This window comes from Glycomyces salinus (assembly GCF_016428645.1).
Classification (GTDB): Bacteria; Actinomycetota; Actinomycetes; order Mycobacteriales; family Micromonosporaceae; genus Glycomyces; species Glycomyces salinus.
The window spans coordinates 45,956-69,613 of sequence record NZ_JAELXW010000022.1; the positions used below are offsets into that span (position 1 = coordinate 45,956).

18 protein-coding genes are annotated in these 23,658 nt (G+C 71.3%); all 18 read right to left on the bottom strand.

Annotated features, from left to right (window positions below; all coding sequences use genetic code 11):
- Positions 1-42: 42 nt before the first annotated feature.
- On the bottom strand, positions 43-2,625 hold the full coding sequence (locus JFB92_RS08695; protein ID WP_199037083.1) for a family 78 glycoside hydrolase catalytic domain: 2,583 nt from the start codon (positions 2,623-2,625) through the stop codon (positions 43-45).
- A gap of 18 nt (positions 2,626-2,643) precedes the next feature.
- Complete coding sequence (locus JFB92_RS08700; protein WP_199037085.1) at positions 2,644-3,471, bottom strand: carbohydrate ABC transporter permease; 828 nt, start codon at positions 3,469-3,471, stop codon at positions 2,644-2,646.
- Positions 3,468-4,367 carry a carbohydrate ABC transporter permease gene (locus JFB92_RS08705; RefSeq protein WP_199037087.1) on the bottom strand — a complete coding sequence of 300 codons (900 nt, stop codon included), beginning with the start codon at positions 4,365-4,367 and terminating at the stop codon, positions 3,468-3,470. Before JFB92_RS08705 ends, JFB92_RS08700 begins: the two co-directional genes overlap by 4 nt.
- Before the next feature lie 59 nt (positions 4,368-4,426).
- The gene (locus tag JFB92_RS08710; RefSeq protein WP_199037089.1) at positions 4,427-5,758 is read right to left on the bottom strand and encodes an ABC transporter substrate-binding protein; all 1,332 of its coding nucleotides are present in this window, start codon (positions 5,756-5,758) and stop codon (positions 4,427-4,429) included.
- An 80-nt stretch (positions 5,759-5,838) separates the two neighbouring features.
- On the bottom strand, positions 5,839-6,912 hold the full coding sequence (locus JFB92_RS08715) for a LacI family DNA-binding transcriptional regulator (RefSeq protein ID WP_199037091.1): 1,074 nt from the start codon (positions 6,910-6,912) through the stop codon (positions 5,839-5,841).
- 134 nt (positions 6,913-7,046) lie between these two features.
- Positions 7,047-7,913, bottom strand: coding sequence for a GNAT family N-acetyltransferase (locus JFB92_RS08720; RefSeq protein WP_199037093.1), 867 nt, complete (start codon positions 7,911-7,913; stop codon positions 7,047-7,049).
- 197 nt (positions 7,914-8,110) lie between these two features.
- Positions 8,111-9,490, bottom strand: coding sequence for an alkaline phosphatase family protein (locus JFB92_RS08725; RefSeq protein ID WP_199037095.1), 1,380 nt, complete (start codon positions 9,488-9,490; stop codon positions 8,111-8,113).
- Complete coding sequence (gene eboE, locus JFB92_RS08730) at positions 9,491-10,606, bottom strand: metabolite traffic protein EboE (RefSeq protein WP_199037097.1); 1,116 nt, start codon at positions 10,604-10,606, stop codon at positions 9,491-9,493. It lies immediately after the preceding gene.
- Positions 10,606-11,454, bottom strand: a complete 849-nt coding sequence (locus tag JFB92_RS08735; protein ID WP_199037099.1) for a TatD family hydrolase — start codon at positions 11,452-11,454, stop codon at positions 10,606-10,608. Before JFB92_RS08735 ends, eboE begins: the two co-directional genes overlap by 1 nt.
- Positions 11,424-12,782: a TIM barrel protein gene (locus JFB92_RS08740; RefSeq protein ID WP_199037101.1), complete on the bottom strand. Its 1,359-nt coding sequence runs from the start codon at positions 12,780-12,782 to the stop codon at positions 11,424-11,426. Before JFB92_RS08740 ends, JFB92_RS08735 begins: the two co-directional genes overlap by 31 nt.
- Entirely contained in the window at positions 12,779-13,639 is an 861-nt protein-coding gene (locus JFB92_RS08745; protein WP_199037103.1) for an SCO3242 family prenyltransferase, read from the bottom strand. The genes JFB92_RS08740 and JFB92_RS08745 overlap by 4 nt, the downstream gene beginning before the upstream one ends.
- Positions 13,626-14,768: an inositol-3-phosphate synthase gene (locus JFB92_RS08750; protein WP_199037104.1), complete on the bottom strand. Its 1,143-nt coding sequence runs from the start codon at positions 14,766-14,768 to the stop codon at positions 13,626-13,628. Before JFB92_RS08750 ends, JFB92_RS08745 begins: the two co-directional genes overlap by 14 nt.
- 78 nt (positions 14,769-14,846) lie before the next feature.
- A complete protein-coding gene (locus tag JFB92_RS08755) occupies positions 14,847-15,851 on the bottom strand; it encodes a sugar phosphate isomerase/epimerase family protein (RefSeq protein WP_199037106.1) in 1,005 nt (334 codons plus the stop codon).
- Positions 15,852-15,876: 25 nt separating this feature from the next.
- Complete coding sequence (locus JFB92_RS08760; RefSeq protein WP_199037108.1) at positions 15,877-19,428, bottom strand: ThuA domain-containing protein; 3,552 nt, start codon at positions 19,426-19,428, stop codon at positions 15,877-15,879.
- Positions 19,425-20,618, bottom strand: a complete 1,194-nt coding sequence (locus JFB92_RS08765; RefSeq protein ID WP_199037110.1) for a Gfo/Idh/MocA family protein — start codon at positions 20,616-20,618, stop codon at positions 19,425-19,427. Before JFB92_RS08765 ends, JFB92_RS08760 begins: the two co-directional genes overlap by 4 nt.
- Positions 20,611-21,372, bottom strand: a complete 762-nt coding sequence (locus JFB92_RS08770) for an ABC transporter ATP-binding protein (protein WP_199037113.1) — start codon at positions 21,370-21,372, stop codon at positions 20,611-20,613. The genes JFB92_RS08765 and JFB92_RS08770 overlap by 8 nt, the downstream gene beginning before the upstream one ends.
- Positions 21,369-22,160 (bottom strand): ABC transporter ATP-binding protein, encoded by a 792-nt coding sequence (locus JFB92_RS08775; protein WP_199037115.1) that lies wholly within the window; start codon positions 22,158-22,160, stop codon positions 21,369-21,371. Before JFB92_RS08775 ends, JFB92_RS08770 begins: the two co-directional genes overlap by 4 nt.
- 35 nt (positions 22,161-22,195) lie before the next feature.
- On the bottom strand, positions 22,196-23,644 hold the full coding sequence (locus tag JFB92_RS08780) for an ABC transporter substrate-binding protein (RefSeq protein ID WP_199037117.1): 1,449 nt from the start codon (positions 23,642-23,644) through the stop codon (positions 22,196-22,198).
- Positions 23,645-23,658: the final 14 nt, after the last annotated feature.

The window sequence follows — 23,658 nt, forward strand, 5'->3', positions numbered from 1 at the left end:
GGGGCCGACGCGCGCGGCCGGACCAGGGCCGCTCCCCCGTCCTCAGTCCTCAGACTCGGCTCGACGGGGATCCTCGATGGTCCAGACGTGTTCGCCGCTTCCGGCCTCGACCGGGTCGGCCCCTGGGAGGGTGACCAGCGCGGTCGTGTTGGGAGGCACGGTCGCGCGCACGGTGACGCGGCCGTCGCGCGCCTCCCAGCGCACCGACGCTCGGCCGTACGGCGTCTCGTGCTCCGTTGCGGCCCAGTCGAACCCGGCCAGCGGGACCGGCGCGACCGCGATCCGCCGGTAGCCCGGCTCCAACGGGGCGAGCCCGGCCACCGTGCGGTGGAGCCAGTCGGCGATGGCGCCGAAGGCGTAGTGGTTGAACGAGGTCATCTCCCCCGGGTTGATCGTGCCGTCGGCGAGCATGGAGTCCCACCGCTCCCAGATGGTCGTGGCGCCCATGGAGACCGGATACAGCCACGAGGGGCACTCGGTCTGGAGCAGCAACCGCCGCGCGGTCTCGGCGTGTCCGGAGCGCACCAGCGCGTCCTGGATCAGCGGCGTGCCGACGAACCCCGTGCCGATCCGGTGCTCGGCGCCGCGGACCAGCGCCGCCAGCCGCTCTCCGGTATTGGCGACCAGTTCCGGGTCGGTGACCAGCTCGAACATGATCGCCAGGGCGTAGGCGGTCGGCGCGTCCGACATCAGCCGCCCGGCCGGGGTGAGGTACTCGCGCGTCCAGGCCGATCGGATCTCCTCGGCCAGGGCCCGGTACCGGTCGGCGTCCTCGGCCAGGCCCAGTTCGCCGGCGGCGCGGGCGACCAGGTCGGCCGAGCGGTGAAGATAGGCGCTGGCGACCAGGTCGGGATCGGCCTTCGCTTTGCCTGGCTCGTCCGGCGGGGCGTCGGGGTCGAGCCAGTCGCCGAACTGGAACCCGCCCTCCCACAGCCGCCGCGGTCCGGCGATGGCCGCGATGTGGTCGGCCCAGGCACGCATGCTCGGGTACTGCCGCTCCAGCACGCCCCGGTCGGCGAACCGCTCGAACAGGACCGAGGGGACGACGGTGGCGGCGTCTCCCCAGGCCGCGGCCGGTTCCTTGCCCCATTCGAGCACGTTGGGCACGATGAACGGGACCGCCCCGTCCTCGGCCTGCTCGAGCGCGAGGTCCTCCAGCCACGAGGCCAGGAAGCCGTCGCAGTCGAACAGGTAGGCGGCGGTGGGCGCGAAGACCTGGATGTCGCCGGTCCATCCGAGGCGCTCGTCGCGCTGCGGGCAGTCGGTGGGGACCGACAGGAAGTTGCCCCGCATGCCCCAGACGACGTTCTCGTGGAGGCGGTTGACCGCCTCGTGGGAGGAGTCGAACCAGCCGGTGCGCTCCATGTCGGAGCCGAGGACGACGGCGGTGACGTCGGCCGGGTCGAAACGGCCCGGCCAGCCCTGGATCTCGGCGTAGCGGAAACCGTGGAAGGTGAACTCGGGCTCCCAGGTCTCGGTCCCGGCTCCGGCGAGCGTGTAGGAGTCGGCGGCCTTCGCGTGGCGCAGCGGACGGGTGCCGAGTTCGCCGTGTTCGAGGACCTCGGCGTGTCGCAGGACGACCGTGTCGCCGGCCCGGCCGGAGACGCGGATGCGGAGGCGGCCGACCAGGTTCTGTCCGAAATCGACCACGGTCCTGCCGCTGGGCGTGGTGATGACCTCCTTGACCGGGACCTCCTCTGTGGCGCGCACCGGCGGGGCGGTGCGCGCGACCGGCGTCATCGCCCGCGCCGGGTCGGGCCGGGCGTCGAGCCAGCCGGAGTCGTCGAATCCGGCCGAGGACCATCCGGGGAGTTCGCGGCGGGCGTCGTACGACTCGCCGGCGTAGATGCCGGAGGCGGTGACCGGCCCGTCCGCGGTGGCCCGCCACGCGCCGTCGCCCGTGGCTACCACTTCGGTGGTGCCGTCGCCGTATTCGAGGACGAGCTGCGCGGCGAAGCTCGGGTACTTGCCGTAGAACGGCTTGGCCTGGCCGTGGAAGCCGAACCGCTCGGTGTACCAGCCTCCGGCCAGGGCCGCGCCGAGCGCGGCCCGGCCCTGGCGCAGCAGAGCGGTCACGTCGGTCGTCTCGTGGACGAGGCGGTGCTGGTAGGCGGTCCATCCGGGCTTGAACCGCTCGTCGTCGACGGCGACGCCGCCGATCTCGACCCGGTAGAGCCCGCGCCCGGCCGTGTAGAGGGTCGCCGACTCCAGTCCGGAGCGCACCGCGAACTCGCGGCGCAGCAGGACCGGCTGCCCGACGTCGGCCGGTTCGGGGACGGTGACGAAGCGGGCGCGCCATTCGTCCTCGCCGAGGAATCCGGCCCGGATCTCCAGCGGCTCGCTCCAGTCCGAGGCGGCACCGTCGGAGCCGTGGACGCGCACGCGCAGGCTGCCTTGCTCGCGGGGCCGCAGCGACTCGAACGGCCAGGCCACCAGGGCCGATTCGCGGCCCTCGACGCGGGCGCGGGCGCTGACGCCGTCGCGGGTCCATTCGATGTCGGCGGCGGTCTGGGTCCAGTCGGCGGCGGTCGTCTCGGTCTTCCAGGACAGGCGCGGGCGCGGCGTGCCGACGTACGGGGAGTCGGCGCGGTACTCGGCGCGCACGGCGTGGACGGTCGCTTGCATTGGGTGCTCCTGGTTCGCTCAGCCCTTGACCGCGCCGGAGGTCAGTCCGGCGACGATCTGGCGGTTGAAGAAGGCGTACATGATCAGCGGCGGGACGGTGATGAGGAGGATGTCCATGAACAGCAGGTTCCACTGGGTGGTGAACTGGCTGCGGAAGTTGTAGAGGGTCAGCTGCACGGTCGCGTTCTCGTCGCCGGGCAGGAAGTACAGCGGATTCTGGAAGTCGTTGAAGACCGCCACGGCCTGCACGATGACGACGGTGACGATGACCGACCGCAGCAGCGGGAGGACCACTTGGAAGAACAGGCGGACCGGCCCGGCGCCGTCGATGATCGCCGCCTCGTCGACCTCTCTGGGAATCGTGGCGACGAAAGCCCGGAACAGCAGGACGCAGAACGACAGTCCGAAGGCGACCTCGATGAGGATCAGTCCGCCGAGCGTCGCGTACAGGCCCAGCCGCTGGAGGACCCAGATGGTCGGCACCACCGCGGGCGGGATGATCAGCCCGGCCAGCACCAGCGCGTTCAGCAGCGGCGTCCACCGGTTGGGCCGGCGCTGCATCACGTAGCCGACCATGGCGGCGAACACGACCATGATCGCGATGCTCGCTACGGTCAGGATCGTGCTGTTGACGAACGCGGTCAGCAGCATGTAGTCGCGGGCCTCGACGACCGCGACGAGGTTCTCCCAGATCGCCCACTCGGTCGGCAGCGAGAACTCCAGCAGCGCCGACTCGGCGCGGGTCTTGGAGGCGGTCAGGAAGATGAACGCGAACGGGACCAGGAAGACCACGGCCGAGACGGCGATGGCGACGATCCCTGAGAGGATTCCGCCGGGACGCTTCATCGCTCCACCTCCCGGCGGCTCAGGCCCCAGTACAGGGGCACCATGAGGGCGCTGACCAGCAGGAACAGCACCACGTTTCCGGCCGCGGACAGGCCCCAGAACCCGGCCTGGTACTGCTTGAAGATCACCGAGGCGATCACGTCGGAGGTGAAGCCGGGGCCGCCGCGCGTCATGGTCCAGATCAGGTCGAACGACCGCAGGCCGCCGATCAGCGACAGGATGATCACTGTGGACGTCGCCGGCCACAGCAGCGGGAGGATCACGTACCGCAGGTTCTGGACCCGGGTGGCTCCGTCGACGCGGGCAGCCTCGAAGTACTCCTGCGGGATCGCGACGATCCCGGCGATGTAGATGAGCGTGGCCAGTCCGACGCCCTTCCACACGTCGACCAGGGCCACCGACACCAGCGCGAGGCTCGGATCGGTCAGCCAGCCGGGCCCGGCGACGCCGAGGACCTCCAGAACCCGGTTGATCAGGCCCTCGGCGGGGTCCATGAGCACCGAGAAGGTGACGCCGACGCCGACGGTGCTGACCAGGACCGGGAAGAACACGACCGAGCGCAGGTAGCTGCGGGCGATGATCTGCGAGGTCAGGTAGACCCCGAGCAGCAGCCCGAGCACGACTTTGAGCCCGGAGGTGAGCGCGCCGTAGACGACGGTGTTGATCAGGCCCCGGAGCAGGTACGGCTCCTGGAAGAACAGCACGAAGTTCTCCAGGCCGATGAACTCCGATCCGGCGATGGACCAGCGGGTGAAGGCGAAGTAGAACGAGGCGACGGTCGGGACTACGAATAGCGTGCCGTAGACGGCCGCCGCGGGCAGGTAGAACCACATCGGATAGTGGCTCCTGGGGTCGCGCCGCCGCGTGCGCGGCGGGCGCAGGACAGTGGTGGTCATGGGATCTCCTCCGGAGTGACCGTGTCCGGCGGCGCTGCCGGACACGGTCGATCGGCCTTCTACCAGCCTTCGAGGCCGAGCTGCTGGGCCTGCTTCTTGACGTCCTCGTCGTAGAGGGCGGCGGCGTCTTCGGCCGAGCGGATGCCGGATCCGACTTCAACGGTGATCTGCTCGAGCGCCGGGCCCTTGACCGGCGACAGGAACTCCAGCGCCGGGGCGGTCAGCCCCGCGTCGAAGTATTCCTGCAACTGGGCGACGCCGGGCGGCACGTCCTCGGGGATCGTGCAGCCGTCGATGAAGTAGGGCCCGGTCACGCCGACGGCCTCGGTCTGGGCGTCGCAGCCCTCGACGCTGGCGGCGAAGGCCAGGAAGTCCTCGGCGGCCGCCTGGTCGTCGGTGGTCTGCGGCAGGTAGAGGGCACCGGGCAGCCAGGTGGTGACGCCCACGTCGTCGGGGTCCTCGCCGGGCAGGGCGAAGAACCCGATGTCGTCCAGGGCGTCGGGGTCGGTGGCCCGCAGTTCGGTGATGGCGTTGGTGAGCATCGGGTAGTGGACGCCCTCGCCTGAGGCGAGTGCGGCGAGGCCGTCGGCGTAGCTAGCCGAGGCGAAGTCCTCGTTGAGGAACCCGGCCTCGTTCACCTCCTGGAGGTGCTCGAAACCGGCCATGGCGGCCGGGGTGTCGGCGTAGTGGGCCTCGTTGGCGGTGTACCGCTCGGCGAAGTCGGGCTCAGCCGCGAGCACGTTGTAGTTGTCGGCCAGGACGAACAGCTGCGAGGTCCAGGTGCTGTCGGGACCGTAGGTCTGGATCACCGGGGCCGCGTCTCCGGCGTCGAGGATCGCCTGGTTGTTGGCCGTGAACTCGTCCCAGGTGCGCGGGACCTCCAGGCCCAGGTCCTCGTAGGCGGGCAGGTTGTAGAGGACGCCGCCGCCGACGGCGTTGCCGACCGGGACGCCGAAGACGCGGTCGTCGGAGCGGACCCCTTCCTGGAAGGTCTCGGCGACCGCGTCCATGAAGGGCTCGCCGGAGAGGTCGACGAGGTTCTGCTCGGGGGCGAGGGCCTGGAGGAGCGAGCCGGAGTTGTAGAAGAACAGGTCGGGCATGTCGCCGGTCTGGAGCCGGGTCTTGACGATGTTGTCGCCCTCGCTGCCGCCGGGGCGCAGCTCCAGGTCGATCTCGGTGTCGGGGTTGGCGGCGGTGTAGGCGTCGGCCAGCGCTTGGACCGAGTCGACGGTGGCCTCGGTGTTGTCGACGAGGATGGTGAGCGTGCCGTCGTCTCCCCCGGAGGAGCCGCACGCGGTGAGGGCCAGCGTCGCGGCCGCGGCGGCGGCCGCTCCGGCGACGCGCGCCGGGCCGGGGGGTCGGTGGATCGAGAACATGGTCGTGACCTCCATTGGTTACGCCCGACCGTTCCGATTGGAACGATTCATTCGTGAGGGATCGTGTATTCGGTTGTCTCGGTTGGCGAGTGGGTTCAGCGGTCGCCGAGCGCGCGGAGCCGGGCGCTGGTGGCGCTGGGGCGCGGCGGGCGGGTGCTGGAGCGCACGACCAGCTCGGGCTCGATGACCTCGTGCCGGGGCTCGGTGCGTCCCGCGATGCGCTCGAGCAGCAGTCGCGCCGCCAGTGCGCCCAGGCGCTCGCCGTCCTGGTTCACGGTGGTCAGCGAGATTCCGGGGTGGCCGGCGATCTCGATGTCGTCGTAGCCGACCACCGAGACGTCTCCGGTGGTCAGGCCCGCGTCGGCGACGGCTCTGAGCACGCCCAGGGCCGGTTCGTCGTGCGAGGCGAATACGGCCGTCGGGGGTTCGGGGTCGCCGAGCATCGCCAGGGCCGCCCGGTGGGCCGCCGCCTCCCCGACTCCGACGCCGACGACGCGCATGCGCGAGCCGAGCCCGGCCTCCTCCATGGCCGCGCGGTACGTCTCGAGCCGGATCACCTGCGGCACACCGGGGTCGATCACGGCCTTCTCCGGTATGGAGGTGAGGTGCGCGATGTCGCGGTGGCCCAGTTCGAGCAGGTGGCGCATCGCCAGGCGGGCTCCGGCGGCGTCGTCGTTGACGACCGTGTCGTAGCGGTCCGACGCGTCGTGGCGGCCGAGCATCACGACCGGGGTCGAGGCGGCGATCTCCTCGAGCCAGGCGGACTCGACCATCGGCGAGACCGCGATGACGCCGTCGACCTGGCGGTCCACCAGCGCCTGGATGGCGCGGTAGCCCTCCTGGTGAGTTTGGTCGGCCGGGGCGATGACCAGCTGGTACGGGGAGTCGGCGACCGCCGTGGTCGCTCCGGCGATGAGCCTGGTGAAGAACGAGTTGGCGAACTCGGGGAGCTCGATCCCCAGCGTGTAGGTGGCGCCGCGCATGCCGCGGGCCGACACGCTCGGGCGGTATCCGAGCTTCTTGATCGCGGCGTTGACGCGCTCGCGCATCGCCGGGCTGACTCCGTAGGCGTTCCGGATCACCTTGGAGACGGCCGCGCGGGAGACGCCCGCCTCGCGCGCGACGTCCTGGATGGTGACCGACCCGGCCGGAGTTCGCGATGCCGCCACTGGAACCTCCCAGTTGTGTGATGGAGATCAATCTACACAACTTGTAGACCGATCTACAAGAGGAGACCTCGGATCGATTTCAGATCGCGACCGGCTTGGTCGCGAATCAGGCGTATCGGGGCCCGCCGGCTCTGTCAGGCGTCGCGGCGCCGGTCGCGGACCTCGGGGAGCGCCTGGAAGCCGCCCGACTCGTAGGCGGGGACGGCGCCGGGGTTGGCGCTCGGGGTGCACACGAGGGCGCTGGACGATCCCAGTTCCCGGAGCGCGGACACCGCCGCGATGGTGATCGCCTTGCCGTACCCGCGGCCGCGGTGGTCCTGGTGCACGCCCATCGGCTCGATCAGGCCGGGCCTGCCCGGACCGGCCGACCACACCGTGGCCACCGCCACCGCCTCGCCCCGGTCGTCGTAGGCGGTCAGGCTCCGGGCGTCGGCGAACGGGGACCCGGAGGCCATCGCGAGCCAGCGCTCCTCGCCGAACGTCGAGCCCTTGAACGACGCCCGCAGCACGGCGGCCCACTCGCCCGCCCGCTCCGGACCGACCGCCTCGACGCGCAGTCCCGGGTCTTCCACCGGCTCGGCCAGGTCGCGGCGCAGCGGCGTCCACGGCTCGTCGGTGCCCCAGCCGTTCTCGCGGAGCAGCTCCTGGAGCAGGGCGTCTTGCGGCGCCTCGACGTTGGCCTCGCCCTCGGGCAGGACCCCGCGAGCCGGATCGACGATGTCGGCGGCCATCCGCCGCCCCAGTTCTTCGTCGCGCCTGGCGTCCGACGCGGTCGTCAACCGAATCAGGCCGGGACCGTCCAGGAGCCCGACGGCGAGGATCTCCCCGTCCCGACTCCAGGTCCGGACCGCCCGGGCCGTCGCCGCCGCGCCGAACCTCCAGTACCAGCCCAGGTCCCCCGGGTGCAACTGCATCGGCGCCCCGTTGTACTGCCACCGCCGCAACGCGTCCTCGGCCGCGCCCAGCCCGCCGACGTCCGGCTCGCCCAATATGATCGACATCCCCCGATCACACACCACCGCGACGGCGTTCCGCATCCGGTTTTCTCGCGGCACCCCGATCCGAGTCAGGGGTGACGATGGGGAAGTTCTTGTCACCGGAGTCGAGGACACCGCCGAACTTCCTGAGCACGGAGGCATCTCCGGTGCCGGACCCCGCCGGAGGCGGGCGCGGACGGCCCGGATCGTCAGCGGCTCGATCATGCCTCGGTTGAACCGAGACCCGCCATCTGGAGCAGCAGCGCCTTGACGTCGGTGGCGGCCAGTCGCTTCTCCTGGAGCGGCTCCGAGCACAGCAGCACCGGCGCGTTCGACGCGGCGGTCGGTATCACCCCGTGCGAGCCGCGGACCGCTTCGGCTCCGGCGTCGAGTCCGACCACGTTCATCCGGTACCGGAATCCGAGCCGCTTCTTGGCCAGGGCCTTCACGGCCCGGAGCTTGGCGGCGGTCGGCGCCGCCGGGTCGAAGAACAGCTCGGCGGGGTCGAAGCCGGGTTTGCGGTGGATCTCGACGTGGGTGGCGAAGTCCGGGGCGCGGGAGGCGTCCAGCCAGTAGTAGTAGGTGAACCAGGCGTCGGGGGCGGCCACCAGCACCAGTTCCCCCGAGCGCGGGTGGTCGAGCCCGTACCGCGCTTTGCCTTCGGCGTCCAGCACTTCGGCGACTCCCGGCAGCTTCGCGCACCGCTCCGCCGTTTCGGCCAGGTCGGCCCGGTCGCGCACGTACACGTGCGCCACCTGGTGGTCCGCGACCGCGAACGCCCGGGAAGTCCACGGGTCCAGGTACTCCATGCCGTCCTGGGTGTGGACGTGCAGCAGTCCGGCCTCGCGCAGCATCCGGTTGACGTGCACCGGCCGGTTCACCGCGCCGATGCCGTACTCGGACAGGGCCACGACGGTCGCGCCGCGGGCGTCGGCCGCGTCGAGGAGCGGTCCGAGCACCCGGTCGAGCGCTTCGGCGGCTTCGACGGCCTGCGGGGAGGCGGGACCGAAGCGTTGCAGGTCGTAGTCCAGGTGCGGGAGGTAGGCGAGGGTCAGGTCGGGGTCGCGGGTGTCCATCACGTGAACGGTCGCGGCGGCGATCCACGCCGAGGAGGCGATGCCCGCGCCCGGACCCCAGTAGTTGAACAGCGGGAACGGCGGCAGTTCGTCGTGGAGTTCGGGCGGGTAGGTGTAGCAGTCGGGTTCCTTGCGGCCGTCGGCGCGGTAGATCGGCCGCGGGGTGATGGTCCAGTCGACGTCGGCGCCCATCGCGTACCACCAGCAGACGTTGGCGACCGTGTACCCGGGGTGGGACCGCCTCGCCCGCTCCCAGATCTTCTCCCCGCCGACCAGGGCGTTGTGCTGGCGCCACAGCAGCGGTTCCCCCAGTTCCCGGAAGTACCACCCGTTCCCGACGACGCCGTGCTCGCTCGGCAGGGTCCCGGTCAGGAGGCTGGACTGGACGCTGCAGGTGACGGCGGGCAGCACGGTGTCGAGTCTGGCGCGGTGCCGGCAGGCGCGCCGGAGCCGCGGCATGTGCTCGAGCAGTCGCGGGGTGAGTCCGACGACGTCGAGGACGACCAGCGGTCGGGGGCGGTCCATCTATGACACTCCTAGCGTGTGCAGCTGTGCGCGGACGTAGTCCACTTCGGCGGCGATGCCGGTGACGAGTCCGGCCTCGTCGCGGGGGCGCTGCGGCTCGGGCAGGGCGTTCCAGGTGTAGGTCTCCACTTCGAGGTGGTCGCAGGACGGTTCGCCCATCAGCACCGACAGTCCTCTGCGGAGGGTTTCGGTGGTGGACCGCAGCGGCGGCAGCGGGTCGGCGTGCAGCGGGACGTGGAAATGGACGCGCCAAGGTCCCGGTGCGCCCGAGGACAGCGCTTCGGGCAGGTCGTCGAAGTAGCGGCCGCCGGCACTGCGGGTCTGATGGAGGAATCGCGGCTCGGCGTAGTCGGCGAGGGCCGCCGCGTCGTTCACCGGGTCGGACACTTCCAGGGCCGCCGAGACCTGGGCTTTGACGATCGGGACTCCGGCCGCATCGAGGCGGTCGACCACGGCGGCCGGGTCCTCCCACGCGCAGGCGAGGTGGGCGAGGTCGAGGCAGGCGCCGATCTGCTCGGTGTCGACGGCGGCGAGCTCGTCCAGCAACTGGTCGGAGGTCTCGACCACGCACCCCGGTTCGGGTTCGAGGGCCACGCGGACGCGTCCGTCGCGCCTGAGCGCGGCGGCCAGTTCGCCGAGCAGCGTTCGCGCCCGTTCGGTGTGCCGGGTGCCCCACCCCACGCGCCAACCGAAGGGCAGGGTGGAGATCGATCCGCGCTCGGCGTCGTCGGGAAGCAGGTCGCGCAGAACGGCGGTGAGGTCGAGCGTGTACTCCAATCGGGACCGCGAGGTCCAGTCGGGCCGGTAGACGCGGCGCTTGACCACGGGCGCGTGGAAGGCCCGGTAGGGGAACCCGTTGAGCGTGACCACCTCGAGCCCGCGGGCGGTGAGCTCGCCGCGCAGGCGCGTCCGCAGGCCGCGGTCCCCGGCCAGGGCGGCGGCGACCGGTGCGGCAAGCCACAGGCCCAGGCCCAGCCGGGCGGCGCCGAGACGTTCCCGGACCGGAAGCGCGAAGCGGTCGAGTTGGGCCAGGACGCCCGGGAGGTCCTCGGCCGGGTGGACGTTGGTGCAGTAGGCGAGGTGGATGGTCCGCCCGCCGGGGTGGTGGAGCCGCATCACGAGCCTCCGCGCAGGATCGAGTTCCCGGCGAAGTGGTCCCCGGCGTCGGTCGGTTCCAGGTCCAGCCGCCCCGACTGGCCGTAGAACTCGACGGGGTTGCGCCACAGCACGGTGTCGACGTCGTCGTCGCTGAACCCTGAGGCGAGCATGGCCTCCCCGGTGGCGCGGGTCAGCAGCGGGTCCGAGCGGCCCCAGTCGGCGGCCGAGTTCACCAGGATCCGTTCGATTCCGTACCGCTGCAGCAGGGCGACCATCCGCTCGGGTGACATCTTCGTCTCGGGGTAGATGGAGAAGCCCATCCAGCAGCCGGTGTCCGCCGCCAGGTCGACGGTGACCTCGTTGAGGTGGTCGAGCACCACGCGGCCGGGTTCGATCCCGGATTCGCCGACCACTTCCAGGCTCCGGCGGACGCCTTCGACCTTGTCCCGGTGCGGGGTGTGGACGAGGGCCGGGAGGTCGTGTTCGACGGCCATGGCCAGTTGGGCGGCGAAGGCTTCGTCCTCGGCGGGGGTCATCGAGTCGTAGCCGATCTCGCCGACGGCCACTACGCGATCCTTGACCAGGTAGCGCGGGATCTCGTCCAGGACGCCCAGGCAGCGCGGGTCGCCCGCCTCCTTGGGGTTCAAGGCGATCGCGCAGTGGTGGCGGATGCCGTACTGGCCGGCGCGGAACGGCTCCCAGCCGATGAGCGAGTCGAAGTAGTCGATGAACGATCCGGTGCTCGTGCGCGGCTGGCCGAGCCAGAAGGCCGGTTCCACCAGGGCCCGGACTCCGGCGCCCGACATGCGCTCGTAGTCGTCGGTGGTGCGCGAGGTCATGTGGATGTGGGGGTCGAAGATGCGCATCGGCTCAGCCTTTCCAGCAGGTCGGTCACGTCGTCGGGCAGGCCGCGTCCGGTGGCTTCGCGTTCGCGGCGCAGGCTCTCGAGCATCCGGGCCAGTTCCGCGTCGGCCCGCTCCTCGATGCCGTGCATCAGGCTCGGCGACAGGCCCATGAACACGCCCTTGAGGACGGCCTGGCGCCACTCGGGGGCGGCCAGGTGCCGGGAGTAGGGCCCGAGGGCGGCCGCCACGAGGCGGGGATCGTTGCTGCGCAGGGCGTCGTGCAGCAGGTCGAGGTGGGCGCCGGTGCCGTCGAGGCGGTGCAGCGCCTGGAGTACGGCGCGCTTCTCGTCGTTGTCGCCCCGGCGGTAGAGGTCCGGAGCCATCTGGGGCGGTGTCGAGCGGAGAAGGCGGATCCGGGCTTCGTCCGCCGCTTCCCCGCCGACGTTGCGGCGCACGGCGGGGAGGATCGCCGTGATGCGTTCGGGGTCGGCCGCGACGGTCTCGGCGGCTCGGCCCAGCCACTCGGCGGCTCGCAGTCGCTTCAGCGAGCGGGCGGCGACCTCCGGGGCGGCGTGCGAGTGGCGCGGCAGTTCGACGCCGACCAGTCCGGTGTAGCCGACCGCCCGAAGCGCGTCCATGACCGGCGGGAAGTCGATCTCGCCCTCCCCGAATTCGAGGTGCTCGTGCACGCCGCGGCGCATGTCGTCGATCTGGACGTTGACGAGGTGGGTTCCGGCGGCTCTGACGCATGCGGCGGCGTCCTGCGGTTCGACCGCCCGGCAGTGCCCGATGTCGAGCGTCAGGCCGAACCGCCGGGGCGCGCCGAGGTCGTCGCGCAGTCGGCGCCACTGGGCGATCGTGTCGACGACCATGCCCGGTTCGGGTTCGAAACCCAGGTTCATCTCGCGCCGGTCGGCGTGCGCGACCACTTCCGCGCAGCCGGAGACGAGTCGGTCCCAGGTGCCGGTGGACGGCGAGGTTCGGCCGGACCAGAACGAGACGGCCTCGGCTTCGAGGTCGACGGCGATGTCGACGGCCCGCTTGAGGAAGTCCACGCGCACGTGCCCTTCGGGGTCGACCAGGGTGGGGGCGTGCTTGCGGCGGGGGTCGAGCAGGTAGCGTGCGCCGGTCTCGACCACCACCGCCAGGCGGCGTCGCCGCAGTTCGCGGGCCACCTGCTCCACTCGGCGGTCCAGTTCCGGCGCGAACGGGTCGAGGTGCGCGTGGTCGAGCGTCAGCGCGACGCCGACGTATCCGAGTTCGGCGACGACGTCGAGCGCGTCGGTGAGGCGGTGGTTGGCGAAACCGTTGGTGCCGTAACCGAATCGCAGGCCGGTCGACTCGCTCATGTGGGTGACACCGCCTTGGCCAGCCGCCTGCCGAGCGGCGCCAGGGCCGCTACGGCGAGGCCGACGAGCGGTCGCCCGCTGCGGGACGCCAGGGCGCCTTGGAGGGTCGGCATCGAGGTGATGCCCGCCGCGACCGCCGAGCGGATCGTTCCGGCGTCGGGCCTGGCCACTGCGGCGCGCTGGGCCCGGCCGAAGTCGAACGCGTACCGGCCCGCCAGGAGCGCCGAGGCCGCGCCGGACGTTCTCGGCGTCGCCTCGGGTCGGGCGGTCGAGGCGGCGGCGATCCCGGCGGTGGCGGTCATCGTCGCCGCGGGCAGGACCGGGTCGGCCCCGGTGGTCTCGCGGCGCGACAGTTCGGTGACGGCCCAGGTGTGCGCGGCCATCACCGCGGCCGGTCGCAGCGCGCGGCGCACGCGGCCCGGAGCGGCGCCGAGCAGGACGTCCAGGCCCCGGCACAGCGCCATCCCGGCGGGGCCGGCGGCGGTGTTCTTGAGTTTGAGGTCGTAGGTCCAGACCGCCGCCGCCAGCGCGGCGGCGGTGGGAAGGACTCGGCGTCCGCCCGCCGCGGCGGCGATCGCCAGGCCGGTCGCGGTCAGGCCGCCTGCGGCGAGCAGCGCCTGCCCGGGGCCGACCCGGCCGGAGGGTATCGGCCGGGTCGGCCGCTCGACGGCGTCGAGTTCGCGGTCGGCCCAGTCGTTGGCGGCCATGCCCGCCCAGTAGAGGCACACCGAGGCCGCGGCGATACCGGCCGTGCGCCGGTTCAGGCATCCGGCGGCGGCCGCGCCCGCGACGGCGTCGCCCGGCACCGACAGCGCGCCCGGGGCACGCACCAGTTCGATGAGGTCACGCGGTCGCATCGTTCGGTCCCTCCGCCCATTCGAGCAGCGCCCGCCACTGGTCGGCCAGGGCGTGCGGGACGTCGCCGATCGGGTCCTTGAAGAAGAACGCCAGCTGCGGCAGCGGGCCGACCTCGCCGCGCTCGTGCGCGGCGGCGGTGAGGCGGGCCAGGTCGATCACCAGCGGGGCGGCCAGCGCCGAATCGCAGCCGTGCCAGGTGAACTCCATCCGCATGGGCGTGCCGAGGAACCCGCTGAAGGTGATCAGGTCCCAGGCGGTCTTGCGGTCGCCTAGGTCGGGCACGTATTCGATGCCGGTCCGTCCTTCGGGTTCGTATCCCAGGGTCTCGCGCAGCACGCGCTGCTTGCTGGCGGTCTTGGCCGCGTTGGCCTCCGGCTCGGCCAGGTTCGCGCCGTCGCCGCCGCCCAGCAGGTTGAGTCCCGACCACGACCGCACCCGCAGGTTCCGCATCGCGAACATCGGGGCGAGGACCGATTTGAGCAGCGTCTCGCCGGTCTTGCCGTCGTGGCCCGCGAACGGCGCGCCCGATCGGACCGCGAGTTCGGCCAGGGCGGGCAGGCGCGCCCCGGTCGAGGGTGTGAAGTCCACATACGAGCATCCGGCGGTGAAGGCCGCGTAGGCGTACATCGAGCTCGGCGGCAGCGGTGCGCCCTTCCGCAGCGCCGCGTCCAGTTCGCGCAGGCCGCGGTGGGCGCTCAGCGGCGCGGCCGCCGGTTCGGTGGAGGCGACGTTGACGACCACCACCCGGCGCAGGTCGTGCCGCGACCGGAAGTCCTCCAAGTCCGCGACCACTTGCCGGACCTGGTCGTGCTGGATCGGATCGCGCGGCGCCGGACGCAGGTCCGCCTCGGTCTCGTGCAGCGCTTCGGCGGTCTTCTCGACGACGTCCGTCGGCAGGACTCCCGCCTGAGCCAGCGAGAGCGAGCGCTCCATCAGGCTCGCCGTGACGCGGTCGTGCCCGCCGAAGACCAGGTCGGACATGGCGGGCAGGTCCGCGCCGCGCAGTTCGGGCAGCTCGGTGACGAGGCCGACCGGCTCGGTCGGCGCCGTCCGGGCCGACAGGGCCCCGACGATCGCGCTCACCGCCACCGATCCGCGAGCGCCGACCAGCCATACGCCGGTTCTCATGGTTCCTCCCTCTTTGGCAGGGGCAGGGAGCCCCGGCTCCGGTTCCAAGGCCGGGGCTCCCCGCGTTCTGGTGCTCCGTCAGTCGGAGCTGAAGGCCGCGTCGAACGCGGCCTCCGGCGGGTCGAACGCGAGGCGGCGGACGAACTCCAGCGCCTCGGGGGCGCCGACCAGGCGGTCCATGCCCGCGTCCTCCCACTCCACCGAGATCGGGCCGTCGTAGCCGATCGCGTTGAGCGTCCGGAAGCACCGTTCCCAGGGCACGTCGCCGTGCCCGGTGGAGACGAAGTCCCAGCCCCGGCGCGGATCGGCCCACGGCAGGTGCGAGCCGAGCCGCCCGGCGCGGCCGTCGCTGGTCTGGAGCTTGGCGTCCTTGCAGTCGACGTGGTAGATCCGGTCCCGGAAGTCGTACAGGAATCCGGCCGGATCGATGCCCTGCCAGACCATGTGCGAGGGATCCCAGTTGAGGCCGAACGCCGGGCGGCGCCCGATCGCCTCCAGGGTCGCGACGGTGGTCCAGTAGTCGTAGGCGATCTCCGAGGGGTGGACTTCGTGGGCGAAGCGCACCCCTTCTTCGTCGAAGACGTCGAGGATCGGATTCCACCGGTCGGCGAAGTCCCGGTAGCCGGCCTCGATCGTCTCGGCCGGGACCGGCGGGAACATCGCCACGTACTTCCAGTTCGCCGAACCGGTGAAGCCGATGACGGTGTCGACGCCGAGCCGCTTGGCCGCCCGGGCGGTCGCCTTCATCTCTTCGGCGGCGCGTCCGCGCACCGCCTCAGGCTCGCCGTCGCCCCACACCCGGGCGGGGAGGATGGCCTGGTGGCGGGCATCGATCGGATCGTCGCAGACCGCCTGCCCGGCCAGGTGGTTCGAGATCGCCCACACCTTCAGGTGGTGCTTCTCGAGCAGGTCGAGCCGGGACCGGACGTAGGCGTCGTCATCGGCAGCCCGCACGACGTCGAGATGGTCGCCCCAGCAGGCGATCTCGAGCCCGTCGTAGCCCCAGCCCGAGGCCAGTCGGCACACCTCCTCGAACGGCAGGTCGGCCCATTGGCCGGTGAACAGCGTGATCGGTCGAGTCATCGTTCGCTCCTTCGCATAGGGGAGGTCATCCGAAGTTCCACTGCTGGTTGGTGCCGCCGTGGCAGTTCCACACGATCGCCGCGGTGCCGTTGTCGGTCCCGGCGCCATCGACGTCCAGGCACAGCCCGGTGGCGGCGTGGGTGACGGTGCCGTCGCCGCCGAGCTCCCACTGCTGGTCCGCGCTTCCGTCGCAGTCCCAGATGGTCGCCGCGGTACCGGCTCCGGTGCCGCCGCCTTCGAGGTCCAGGCACTTGAGCGAGTCGCCGGAGTAGACCGTCAGCTCCCCCGAAGCGGTGTGCGTCCACTGTTGGTTGGAGCCGCCGTGGCAGTCCCAGATGTGGACCTCCGCGCCGTTCTGGACCGACTGGCCCGACACGTCCAGGCACCTTCCGGCGCTGGTCGACCGCAGTTCGCCGCTCTGGTCCCCGCCGGGTTCGGCGATGCCCTCGCCCTGGAACTCCATCCAGTTGACGTTCAGCAGGAAGTCGGTGCCACCGGAGGGGCTGCGGACGACGAAGTACAGCGCCGTCCCGTCCGCCGGAACGTTCTCGAGCCCGGCGGTGACGGTCGTCCAGTTCTGCCAGCCGCCGGTGCCCTCGACCGCGGCGGAGCCGACGAGCGGACCCTCCGGGTCGTTCGCGCGGATCTCGATGACCCCGCCGGTGGTGCCGGAGGCGACCCGGAGGTCGACCGCGTCGATTCCGGAGAGGTTCATCGGTTCGAACCCGAACCAGTCGCCGTCGGTGGCCCAGCCGAGGTTCTGGCCGCCGCCGGTGTCGGTGGTCGCCTCCAGCGCCACGCCGGGGTCGTCGGAGCCGACGCCGCCGGGCACGCGCCCGGTGCCGGTGTAGTACTCGGCCTCCTTGTGCTTGGTGTGGAGGACCACGGACTCCTCGGTAGTCAGCGGCTTCGCGCCGCCCGCTCCGCCGCCGTCGGTGTAGCTGACGGTCACCACGCCGAAGATGTTCGCCCCGACGTGCCCCTCGTCGCCCGGCAGCGGGAAGGACCCCTCGCAGCCGTAGTACTGCTCGTACCCGTGGGCGTGCTCGTCGTGGCCGAGCGCGGGCTGGGTGACCACGTTCTGGCAGTCGATCTGCCCGTCCTCGGGGTCGGTGACGGTGACCCGGTACGGGATCGTGTCGCCCCAGTCGAAGAACCCGCCTTCGACCGGCAACTCGATGGTCACCGTCGGCGCGGTGTTGCCCGCGACGATCTCGACGTCGGACAGCGCCGTCCTGCCGTCCTCGGCTGTGACGGTCAGCGTGGCGAGGTGATTGCCAGCTTCGGTGTAGGTGTGCTCGGCCTCGACCCCGGTGGTGTCGGCGGTGCCGTCGCCGTCGAAGTCCCACGAGTACTCCAGTGGACCGCCTTCGGGATCGGTCGATCCGGCCCCGGAGAACTGGACGGTCAGCGGCGCCGGACCCGAGGTGGTGTCGGTCTCGATCTGCGCGATCGGATCGCGGGGGCCGCTCGAGTAGTGGTCGATCCTGTAGATGCCCGAGTCGTCGTTGCCGCCGCCGAATCCGGTCCCCCAGTCGATGACGTACAGCGCACCGTCCGGGCCCCATTTGAGCTCGTGGATACGGGTGAAGTCCATGTCCTCCAGGATTCGGTCGACCGCGACGACGTCGCTGACCGACGCGTCGGGCTGGACGGCGAACATCCTGCCGTCGTTCCAGTCCCCGTAGATCGCCGTGCCGTCGAATTCGACGGGCCAGGCGCGGCTGGGATCGGACGCGGGGTCGTAGCGGTAGACCCCGCTGGTGGTCGGTCCGCCGCTGCCGCCGATCTCGGGCACGCCGGTCGAGGACTTGCCCATCCACATCTCCGATGCGATCGCGGGAGGGAGGTCGGTGACGCCGGTGTTGTTCGGGGAGTCGTTCACCGGGTTCGCGCAGTCGAATTCACCGCCGGACTGACCGGTGGCGAAGTCGTAGTCGACGTACGGCGTGTTGTCGCCGACGCAGTAGGGCCAGCCGTAGAAGCCGGGCTCGTCGACGATGTTCCACTCGACTCGGCCGTCCGGTCCGCGGTTCGGGTCGGCGGCTCCGGCGTCGGGACCGTAGTCGGCGACCATGACCTTCCCGGTCTCGGGGTCGGTCCCGATCGAGAACGGGTTGCGGAAGCCCATCGCGTAGATCTCGGGACGCGTGTTCGGAGTGCCGGGTTCGAACAGGTTGCCTGAGGGGATCGTGTAGCCGCCGTCGTCCGCGGGGTGGATCCGCAGGACCTTGCCGCCCAGGACGTTCGAGTTGGCGGAGGTGCGCTGGGAGTCGAAGTACTCCCTCCCCGGCCGCTCGTCGATGGGCGTGTAGCCGTCCGAGCCGAACGGGTTGGTGTTGTCCCCGGTCGCCAGGTACAGATTGCCGTCGGCGTCGAAGTCGAGAGCGCCTCCGGAGTGGCAGCACTCGCTGCGCTGGGTGTCGACTTCCAGGAGCGTGGACTGGCTGCCGAGGTCGAGGCTGTCGCCGTCCACGGTGAATCGGGACAGTCGGTCGATCGGCTGGTCGCCGGCCGGCGAATAGTAGAGGTACAGCCAACTGTTGCTCGCGAAGTCGGGGTCGAGCGCGAGCCCGAGCATCCCGAATTCCTGTCCGGTGTAGACATCGACGTGGCCGGCGGTCGCGGTGGATCCGTCGGGCCGGATGATGCGCACGTCGCCGCCGCGGTCGATGTAGAAGACCCGGCCGTCGTCGGCGATGTCGAGTTTCATGGGGTTGAGCGTGGACTCGTCGAGCGGCACCTTCTCGAAGTCGCCGGGCTGCGGCCCGGAGCCGCCGCAGTCGGCGTCGAGCGCGCCGGACGCGGTCTGCAGGCCACCGAGCAGGTGGTGGAGGAAGTCCGGATCGGAGTAGGACTCGATGGTGTGGCCCATGCCGGTGTACCAGGACCGGCCGCCGTCGTAGTCGTGGCACCAGGCGATGGGGTGGGACTCGCCCATGGCCCCGCCGCCCGGGTCGTAGGTGGACTCGTCCACGGAGGCGAGCACGTGCACGTCGCCGCTCGGGTCGGAGTCGAAGTTGTACCACTCGTCGTATCGACTCCACTGCGGGTCGAGATGCGCCGTCGAGGGGTGCACGGAATCCTCGACCTGGACGGTCGCGGTCTGGTTGGCCGGGTGGGATTCGAAATAGGCACCGACCAGGCCGCCGTACCAAGGCCAATCGTGCTCGGTGTCGCTGGCGGCGTGGACGCCGGCGTAACCGCCGCCGGACTGGATGTAGCGCTCGAAGGCGGCCTGCTGCTCGCCGTCGAGGACGTCGCCGGTGGTGTTCAGCCAGACGACCACGTCGTACTGGGCGAGGTTCTCGTCGGTGAACTGCGCCGAGTCCTCGGTCGCGTCGACTTCGAAGCCGTTCTCGACGGCGAGGTCTTCGATGGCGGCGATGCCGGCGGGGATGGCGCCGTGCCGGAATCCGGCGGTCTCACTGTAGACCAGGGCCTTGAACGGCCCGGACTCGTGCGCGGCGGCTTCGTCCTCGGTCACGGGCCCGGGCCCGGCCGCCACGAGCGCGCCCGCCAGCGCGGCCGTGGCCGCGCCGCCTATGGCGCGTCTGGTGGATATCGGCTGTCTCATCGGGGTCTCCCTTCATTGAGTGAAATCGGTGTGCGGTGGCGTGCCGACTCGACCGCCGCGTGGAGCACCCGCTGCGTGCGGAGGGCGTCGGCGAAGTCTGGGAGCGGCACCTGCGGTGCCCTTCCGCCGAGCACGGCGAGGATGTCGGCCGCCTGGTTGATGAAGGTGTGCTCGTAGCCGAGGCCGTGGCTGTCGGGCCACCAGGCCGCGGCGTAGGGGTGGCCGTCGCCGCCTCGAGTGACGTCGATGGTGGTCCAGCCCTGGACGGCGGGTTCGGCCTCCTTGCTGTAGAAGCCGAGCTCGTTCATCCGCTCGAAGTCGAACCGGAGGGCGCCCTTCTCGCCGTGGATCTCGAAGCGGTTGGCGTTGTGGTATCCGGTGGCCAGGCGGGTGGACTCGAAACTGGCGACGCCCCCGCCGGAGAGCCGGGCCAAGAACAGGACCGCGTCATCCACGGTGCTTCTGCCCTTCGCACCGCCGGTTCCGGCGCCGGCTCCGGCGATCTCACCGCCGGTGCCTTCGGCGAGAGCGCGCTCCTCGATGAAGGTCTGCTCGATCGCGCCTTCGACGCCGGTGATCTCCTCGCCGGTGACGAAGCGGACGGCGTCGATGATGTGGGCGCCGAGGTCGCCGTGCGCGCCGGATCCGGCGATGTCGCCTTGGAAGCGCCACACCAGCGGCGCTTCCGGCCCGGCCCAGCTTTGGAGGTAGGCGGCCCGCACGTGGTAGATGCGTCCCAGGGCGCCGGAGGCGACCAGTCGGTGCGCGAGGGCGACTGCGGGGACGCGCCGGTAGGAGTACCAGACGAAGGTCCGGCCCGGGGCGCGCTCGGCGGCCTCGGCCATGGCCTCGGCGTCGGCGAGTGTTCCGGCGAGGGGCTTCTCGCAGGCCACGTGCTTGCCCGCTTCGAGTGCGGCGATCGCCTGCTCGGCGTGGACGTGGTTGGGGGTGGCGACGTCGACCAGGTCGACCGCCGCGTCCTCGACCACTGCCCGCCAGTCGGTGGAGCCCTGCTCCCAGCCCCAGGTGCGGGCGAAGGACGCCACGGCCTCGGCGTCGCGGGCGGCGACGGCCCGCATGGCGGGGGCCGGTCCGTCCGGAAAGAAGCGGGCGACCTTGGACCAGGCGTTGGAGTGGGACCGGCCCATGAACTTCGAGCCGAGGAGCGCCACGTTGATCGGGTCATGCATCTGTCGTTCCTGCCTTCTGCGCGTCGGTCGGGGCGTCGTCGCCGGTCGCTGCGCCCACGCCCAGGTATTGCTGTTGCAGGTCGGGGCGGTCGAGCAGTTCGTCGCCCGCGAATTCGGCCTCGATGCGGCCGGAGACCATGACGAGCTGCCGGGGCGCCATCCTGACCGCGGCGCGGAGGTTCTGCTCCACGACCAGGACGGCGACGCCTTCGTCGACGAGGTGGTGCACGGCGTCGACGAGGACGTCGACGATCGCGGGGGCGAGTCCTTCGGAGGGTTCGTCCATGACGATCAGGTCGGCGTCGAGCAGCAGGGCGCGGCCGAAGGCGAGCATCTGCTGCTCGCCCCCGGAGAGGTCGCCGCCGCGGTGCCGCTTGCGTTCGGCCAGACGCGGGAAGAGCTTGTAGACGTCGGGTGCCGTCCAGCGCCGTCCGCGTCTGCTCAGCATCGCCAGGTGCTCGTCGACGGTGAGCGAGGTGAACAGCCGCCTGCCCTGCGGGACGTAGGCGATGCCGGAGCGGGCGATCTTCTCCGGCGTGCGGCCCTCGATCGGCTTGCCGTGCAGCAGCACGCGTCCGCCGGACGGCGGCAGGAATCCGACCAGCGAATCGCAGAGGGTCGTCTTGCCCATGCCGTTGCGTCCGATGACGCCGACCGCCTCGACTCCCATGCGGAGGTCCACGTCCTCCAGCACGACTGAGGCGCCGTATCCGGCCCGCAGGCCGCGGACCTCGAGCAGTGGAGCTTCGGTCATGAAGTTTCCGCCTCCGATCCGAGATAGATCTCGTGCACTCTGGGGTCGGACCGGACCGCTTCGGGGGTTCCGGCCGTCACCGTCTCGCCGTCGGCCATGACGACCACTCGGTCGGCGATCCGGAAGGCCACTTCCATGTCGTGCTCGATCAGCAGCACCGTGACCTTCTCGGGCAGCGCCTCCAGCAGGTCCACCAGGTGCTCGCGTTCGCCGCGGGAGAGCCCGGATGCCGGCTCGTCGAGCATGAGCACGTCCGGTTCGGTGGCGATCGCCATCCCCAGTTCGAGTTGTCGCTTCTGCCCGTGCGCGAGTTCCCCCGCGTCGGTCTCGATGTGGTCGCCGAGCCACACGGATTCGGCGACGCCCTCGGCCTCGGCCCGCAGGGCGCGGTCGGCCGCGGTGCGCCACGGCACCCGGTGGCGGCGGCGGTGACCGGCCAGGGCGAGGTAGATGTTGTCGGCGACGGTGAGCCCCTCGAAGGTCCGCGCCTTCTGGTAGGTCCGCGCCACCCCGAGCCGGGGCCGGCGGCGCGACGGCAGACGGGTGCAGTCGACGCCCTTGATGGCGACCGACCCTCCGGTGGGGGTGATGTCTCCGGCGATGACGTTGAACAGTGTGGTCTTGCCGGCGCCGTTCGGGCCGAGGATCGCCAGGCGTTCGCCCTGCGCGGCATCGAGGTCGATGCCGCGCAGGGCGAGGAGCCCGCCGAAGGCCACTTGGACCGAGCGCACCAGGACGACCGGGGCGGCGCCGTTCCGCCCGGGGTCCGTCGAGTGGTCATCGGTCATCGGGTTGGTCCTCTTCTCTCGGTGTCCATCGGGTCCTATTCCTGGGGGACGCCGTCGACGACCTCGATGGCGTTGCCCTCCCAGGGAAGGTCCCGCTCCTCGCAGGCCGGGAAGTCGCGCGAGGGCGCGGGCGTGTCGGGGCTGAACGTGCCTCCGAAGGACTGGTCGACCCCCGGGATGATGGCGGCGGCCTCTTGAACGACCTCGCCGTTCTCATCGACGACCAATCGGGACAGTCCGACGTCGACGATGCCGCTGCGGTTCTCGTCGAGGCTGATGTCGCCATAAGGCAGTTCGAGGGTGAGGCCGGAGAGGGACTGGTGCAGCACTTCAGGGTCGTCGAAGCCGCCCGCGGCCTCGAGTCCCCTGACGAGTGCGACGCCGGCCGAGTAGTAGCCGTAGAAGAAGCCGAACGCGGCGGCCGTCGAGGGCGGGGCCGGTTCGTTGCCGCTGACGCCGCCGGCCAGGGTCTCCCAGGTCGCGTCGGCGCTGGCCAGGTACTCCTCGATCGCGGGCGTGGTCACATCGCCCGGGAGGGTGGCGAAGCCGCCGACATAGGCGCCGGCGATGTCGGTGCCGAGGGACTGGGCCAGGTCGGGGTTGAAGAACAGGTTGCCCGCGTGCTGGTCGCCGCTGAGGTCGCCTTTGGCGTTGACGAACGCTTCGAGCGCGGCCTGGGTGCCGGTGCCGCCGACGGCCCAGAAGTAGCCGTCGACCTCGTCGGGACCGGGCAGTTGGGCGATGTAGGAGGAGTAGTCGGTGGTGCCCAGCGGGGGGAAGACGCGGGCGGTCACATTGCCGCCGACGCCGCAGAAGTCGGCGATGAAGCCCGCCGCGGAGGTGTGGCCGAAGCTGTAGTCGTCGGCGATGACCGCGACGTCGTCCCAGCCTTCCTGGTGGTGCAGGACGTCGCCGAGACCCGCGTTCCAGATCGCGCCGTCGCCGTAGAACCGGAAGTAGTTCGGCGCCTGGACCTGCAGGGTCTGCTCCTGGGAGCCGGAGATGCCCGCCAGCACGGTCAAGTCGGGGTGCTCCTTGGCGTATTCGGCGACGGCGATGCCCTCGTCGCCGGAGAGCGGCCCGATGATGACGTTGGCGCCCAACTGCTCGACGAGACGCCGGACCTCTTCGATGATGCGGTCGGGCGTGTCGTCTCCGCAGCCGACGCCGACCAGCTCGATCGGCGTCCCGTCCACTTCGGCGCCGCTGAAGCCGTCCAGCGCCGAGGTCGCCGATTCGACGGTGGCGCCGGCGTGGTTGACCATCGCCAGCGCGGTGCCGCCGACGGTGTCCTCGTGGAAGCCGCCGAAGGGGCCTTCGCATTGGCCGAGTATGCCCAGTTTCACGCCCTCGCTGGTGTCGATCGTCCCGCCGCCCTCGTCGGCGGGGAGCCCGGACGAACCTCCGTCGGAACAGCCCACCAGCGCCATCACGGCGGCGGCCAGTACGGCCGTGGTCCTTCTGGGTCTTTTCATGTTGCGCATGGGAATCTCCTTCG

Coding starts and splice junctions, on each gene's coding strand:
- JFB92_RS08700 (WP_199037085.1), bottom strand. CDS start 3,471: ATGAAGCGTCCCGGCGGAATCCTCTCAGGGATCGTCGCCATCGCCGTC.
- JFB92_RS08755 (WP_199037106.1), bottom strand. CDS start 15,851: ATGACTCGACCGATCACGCTGTTCACCGGCCAATGGGCCGACCTGCCG.
- JFB92_RS08745 (WP_199037103.1), bottom strand. CDS start 13,639: ATGCGACCGCGTGACCTCATCGAACTGGTGCGTGCCCCGGGCGCGCTG.
- JFB92_RS08695 (WP_199037083.1), bottom strand. CDS start 2,625: ATGCAAGCGACCGTCCACGCCGTGCGCGCCGAGTACCGCGCCGACTCC.
- JFB92_RS08770 (WP_199037113.1), bottom strand. CDS start 21,372: ATGACCGAAGCTCCACTGCTCGAGGTCCGCGGCCTGCGGGCCGGATAC.
- JFB92_RS08710 (WP_199037089.1), bottom strand. CDS start 5,758: ATGGAGGTCACGACCATGTTCTCGATCCACCGACCCCCCGGCCCGGCG.
- JFB92_RS08735 (WP_199037099.1), bottom strand. CDS start 11,454: ATGCGCATCTTCGACCCCCACATCCACATGACCTCGCGCACCACCGAC.
- JFB92_RS08780 (WP_199037117.1), bottom strand. CDS start 23,644: ATGCGCAACATGAAAAGACCCAGAAGGACCACGGCCGTACTGGCCGCC.
- JFB92_RS08765 (WP_199037110.1), bottom strand. CDS start 20,618: ATGCATGACCCGATCAACGTGGCGCTCCTCGGCTCGAAGTTCATGGGC.
- eboE (WP_199037097.1), bottom strand. CDS start 10,606: ATGCGGCTCCACCACCCCGGCGGGCGGACCATCCACCTCGCCTACTGC.
- JFB92_RS08760 (WP_199037108.1), bottom strand. CDS start 19,428: ATGAGACAGCCGATATCCACCAGACGCGCCATAGGCGGCGCGGCCACG.
- JFB92_RS08705 (WP_199037087.1), bottom strand. CDS start 4,367: ATGACCACCACTGTCCTGCGCCCGCCGCGCACGCGGCGGCGCGACCCC.
- JFB92_RS08720 (WP_199037093.1), bottom strand. CDS start 7,913: ATGTCGATCATATTGGGCGAGCCGGACGTCGGCGGGCTGGGCGCGGCC.
- JFB92_RS08725 (WP_199037095.1), bottom strand. CDS start 9,490: ATGGACCGCCCCCGACCGCTGGTCGTCCTCGACGTCGTCGGACTCACC.
- JFB92_RS08740 (WP_199037101.1), bottom strand. CDS start 12,782: ATGAGCGAGTCGACCGGCCTGCGATTCGGTTACGGCACCAACGGTTTC.
- JFB92_RS08775 (WP_199037115.1), bottom strand. CDS start 22,160: ATGACCGATGACCACTCGACGGACCCCGGGCGGAACGGCGCCGCCCCG.
- JFB92_RS08750 (WP_199037104.1), bottom strand. CDS start 14,768: ATGAGAACCGGCGTATGGCTGGTCGGCGCTCGCGGATCGGTGGCGGTG.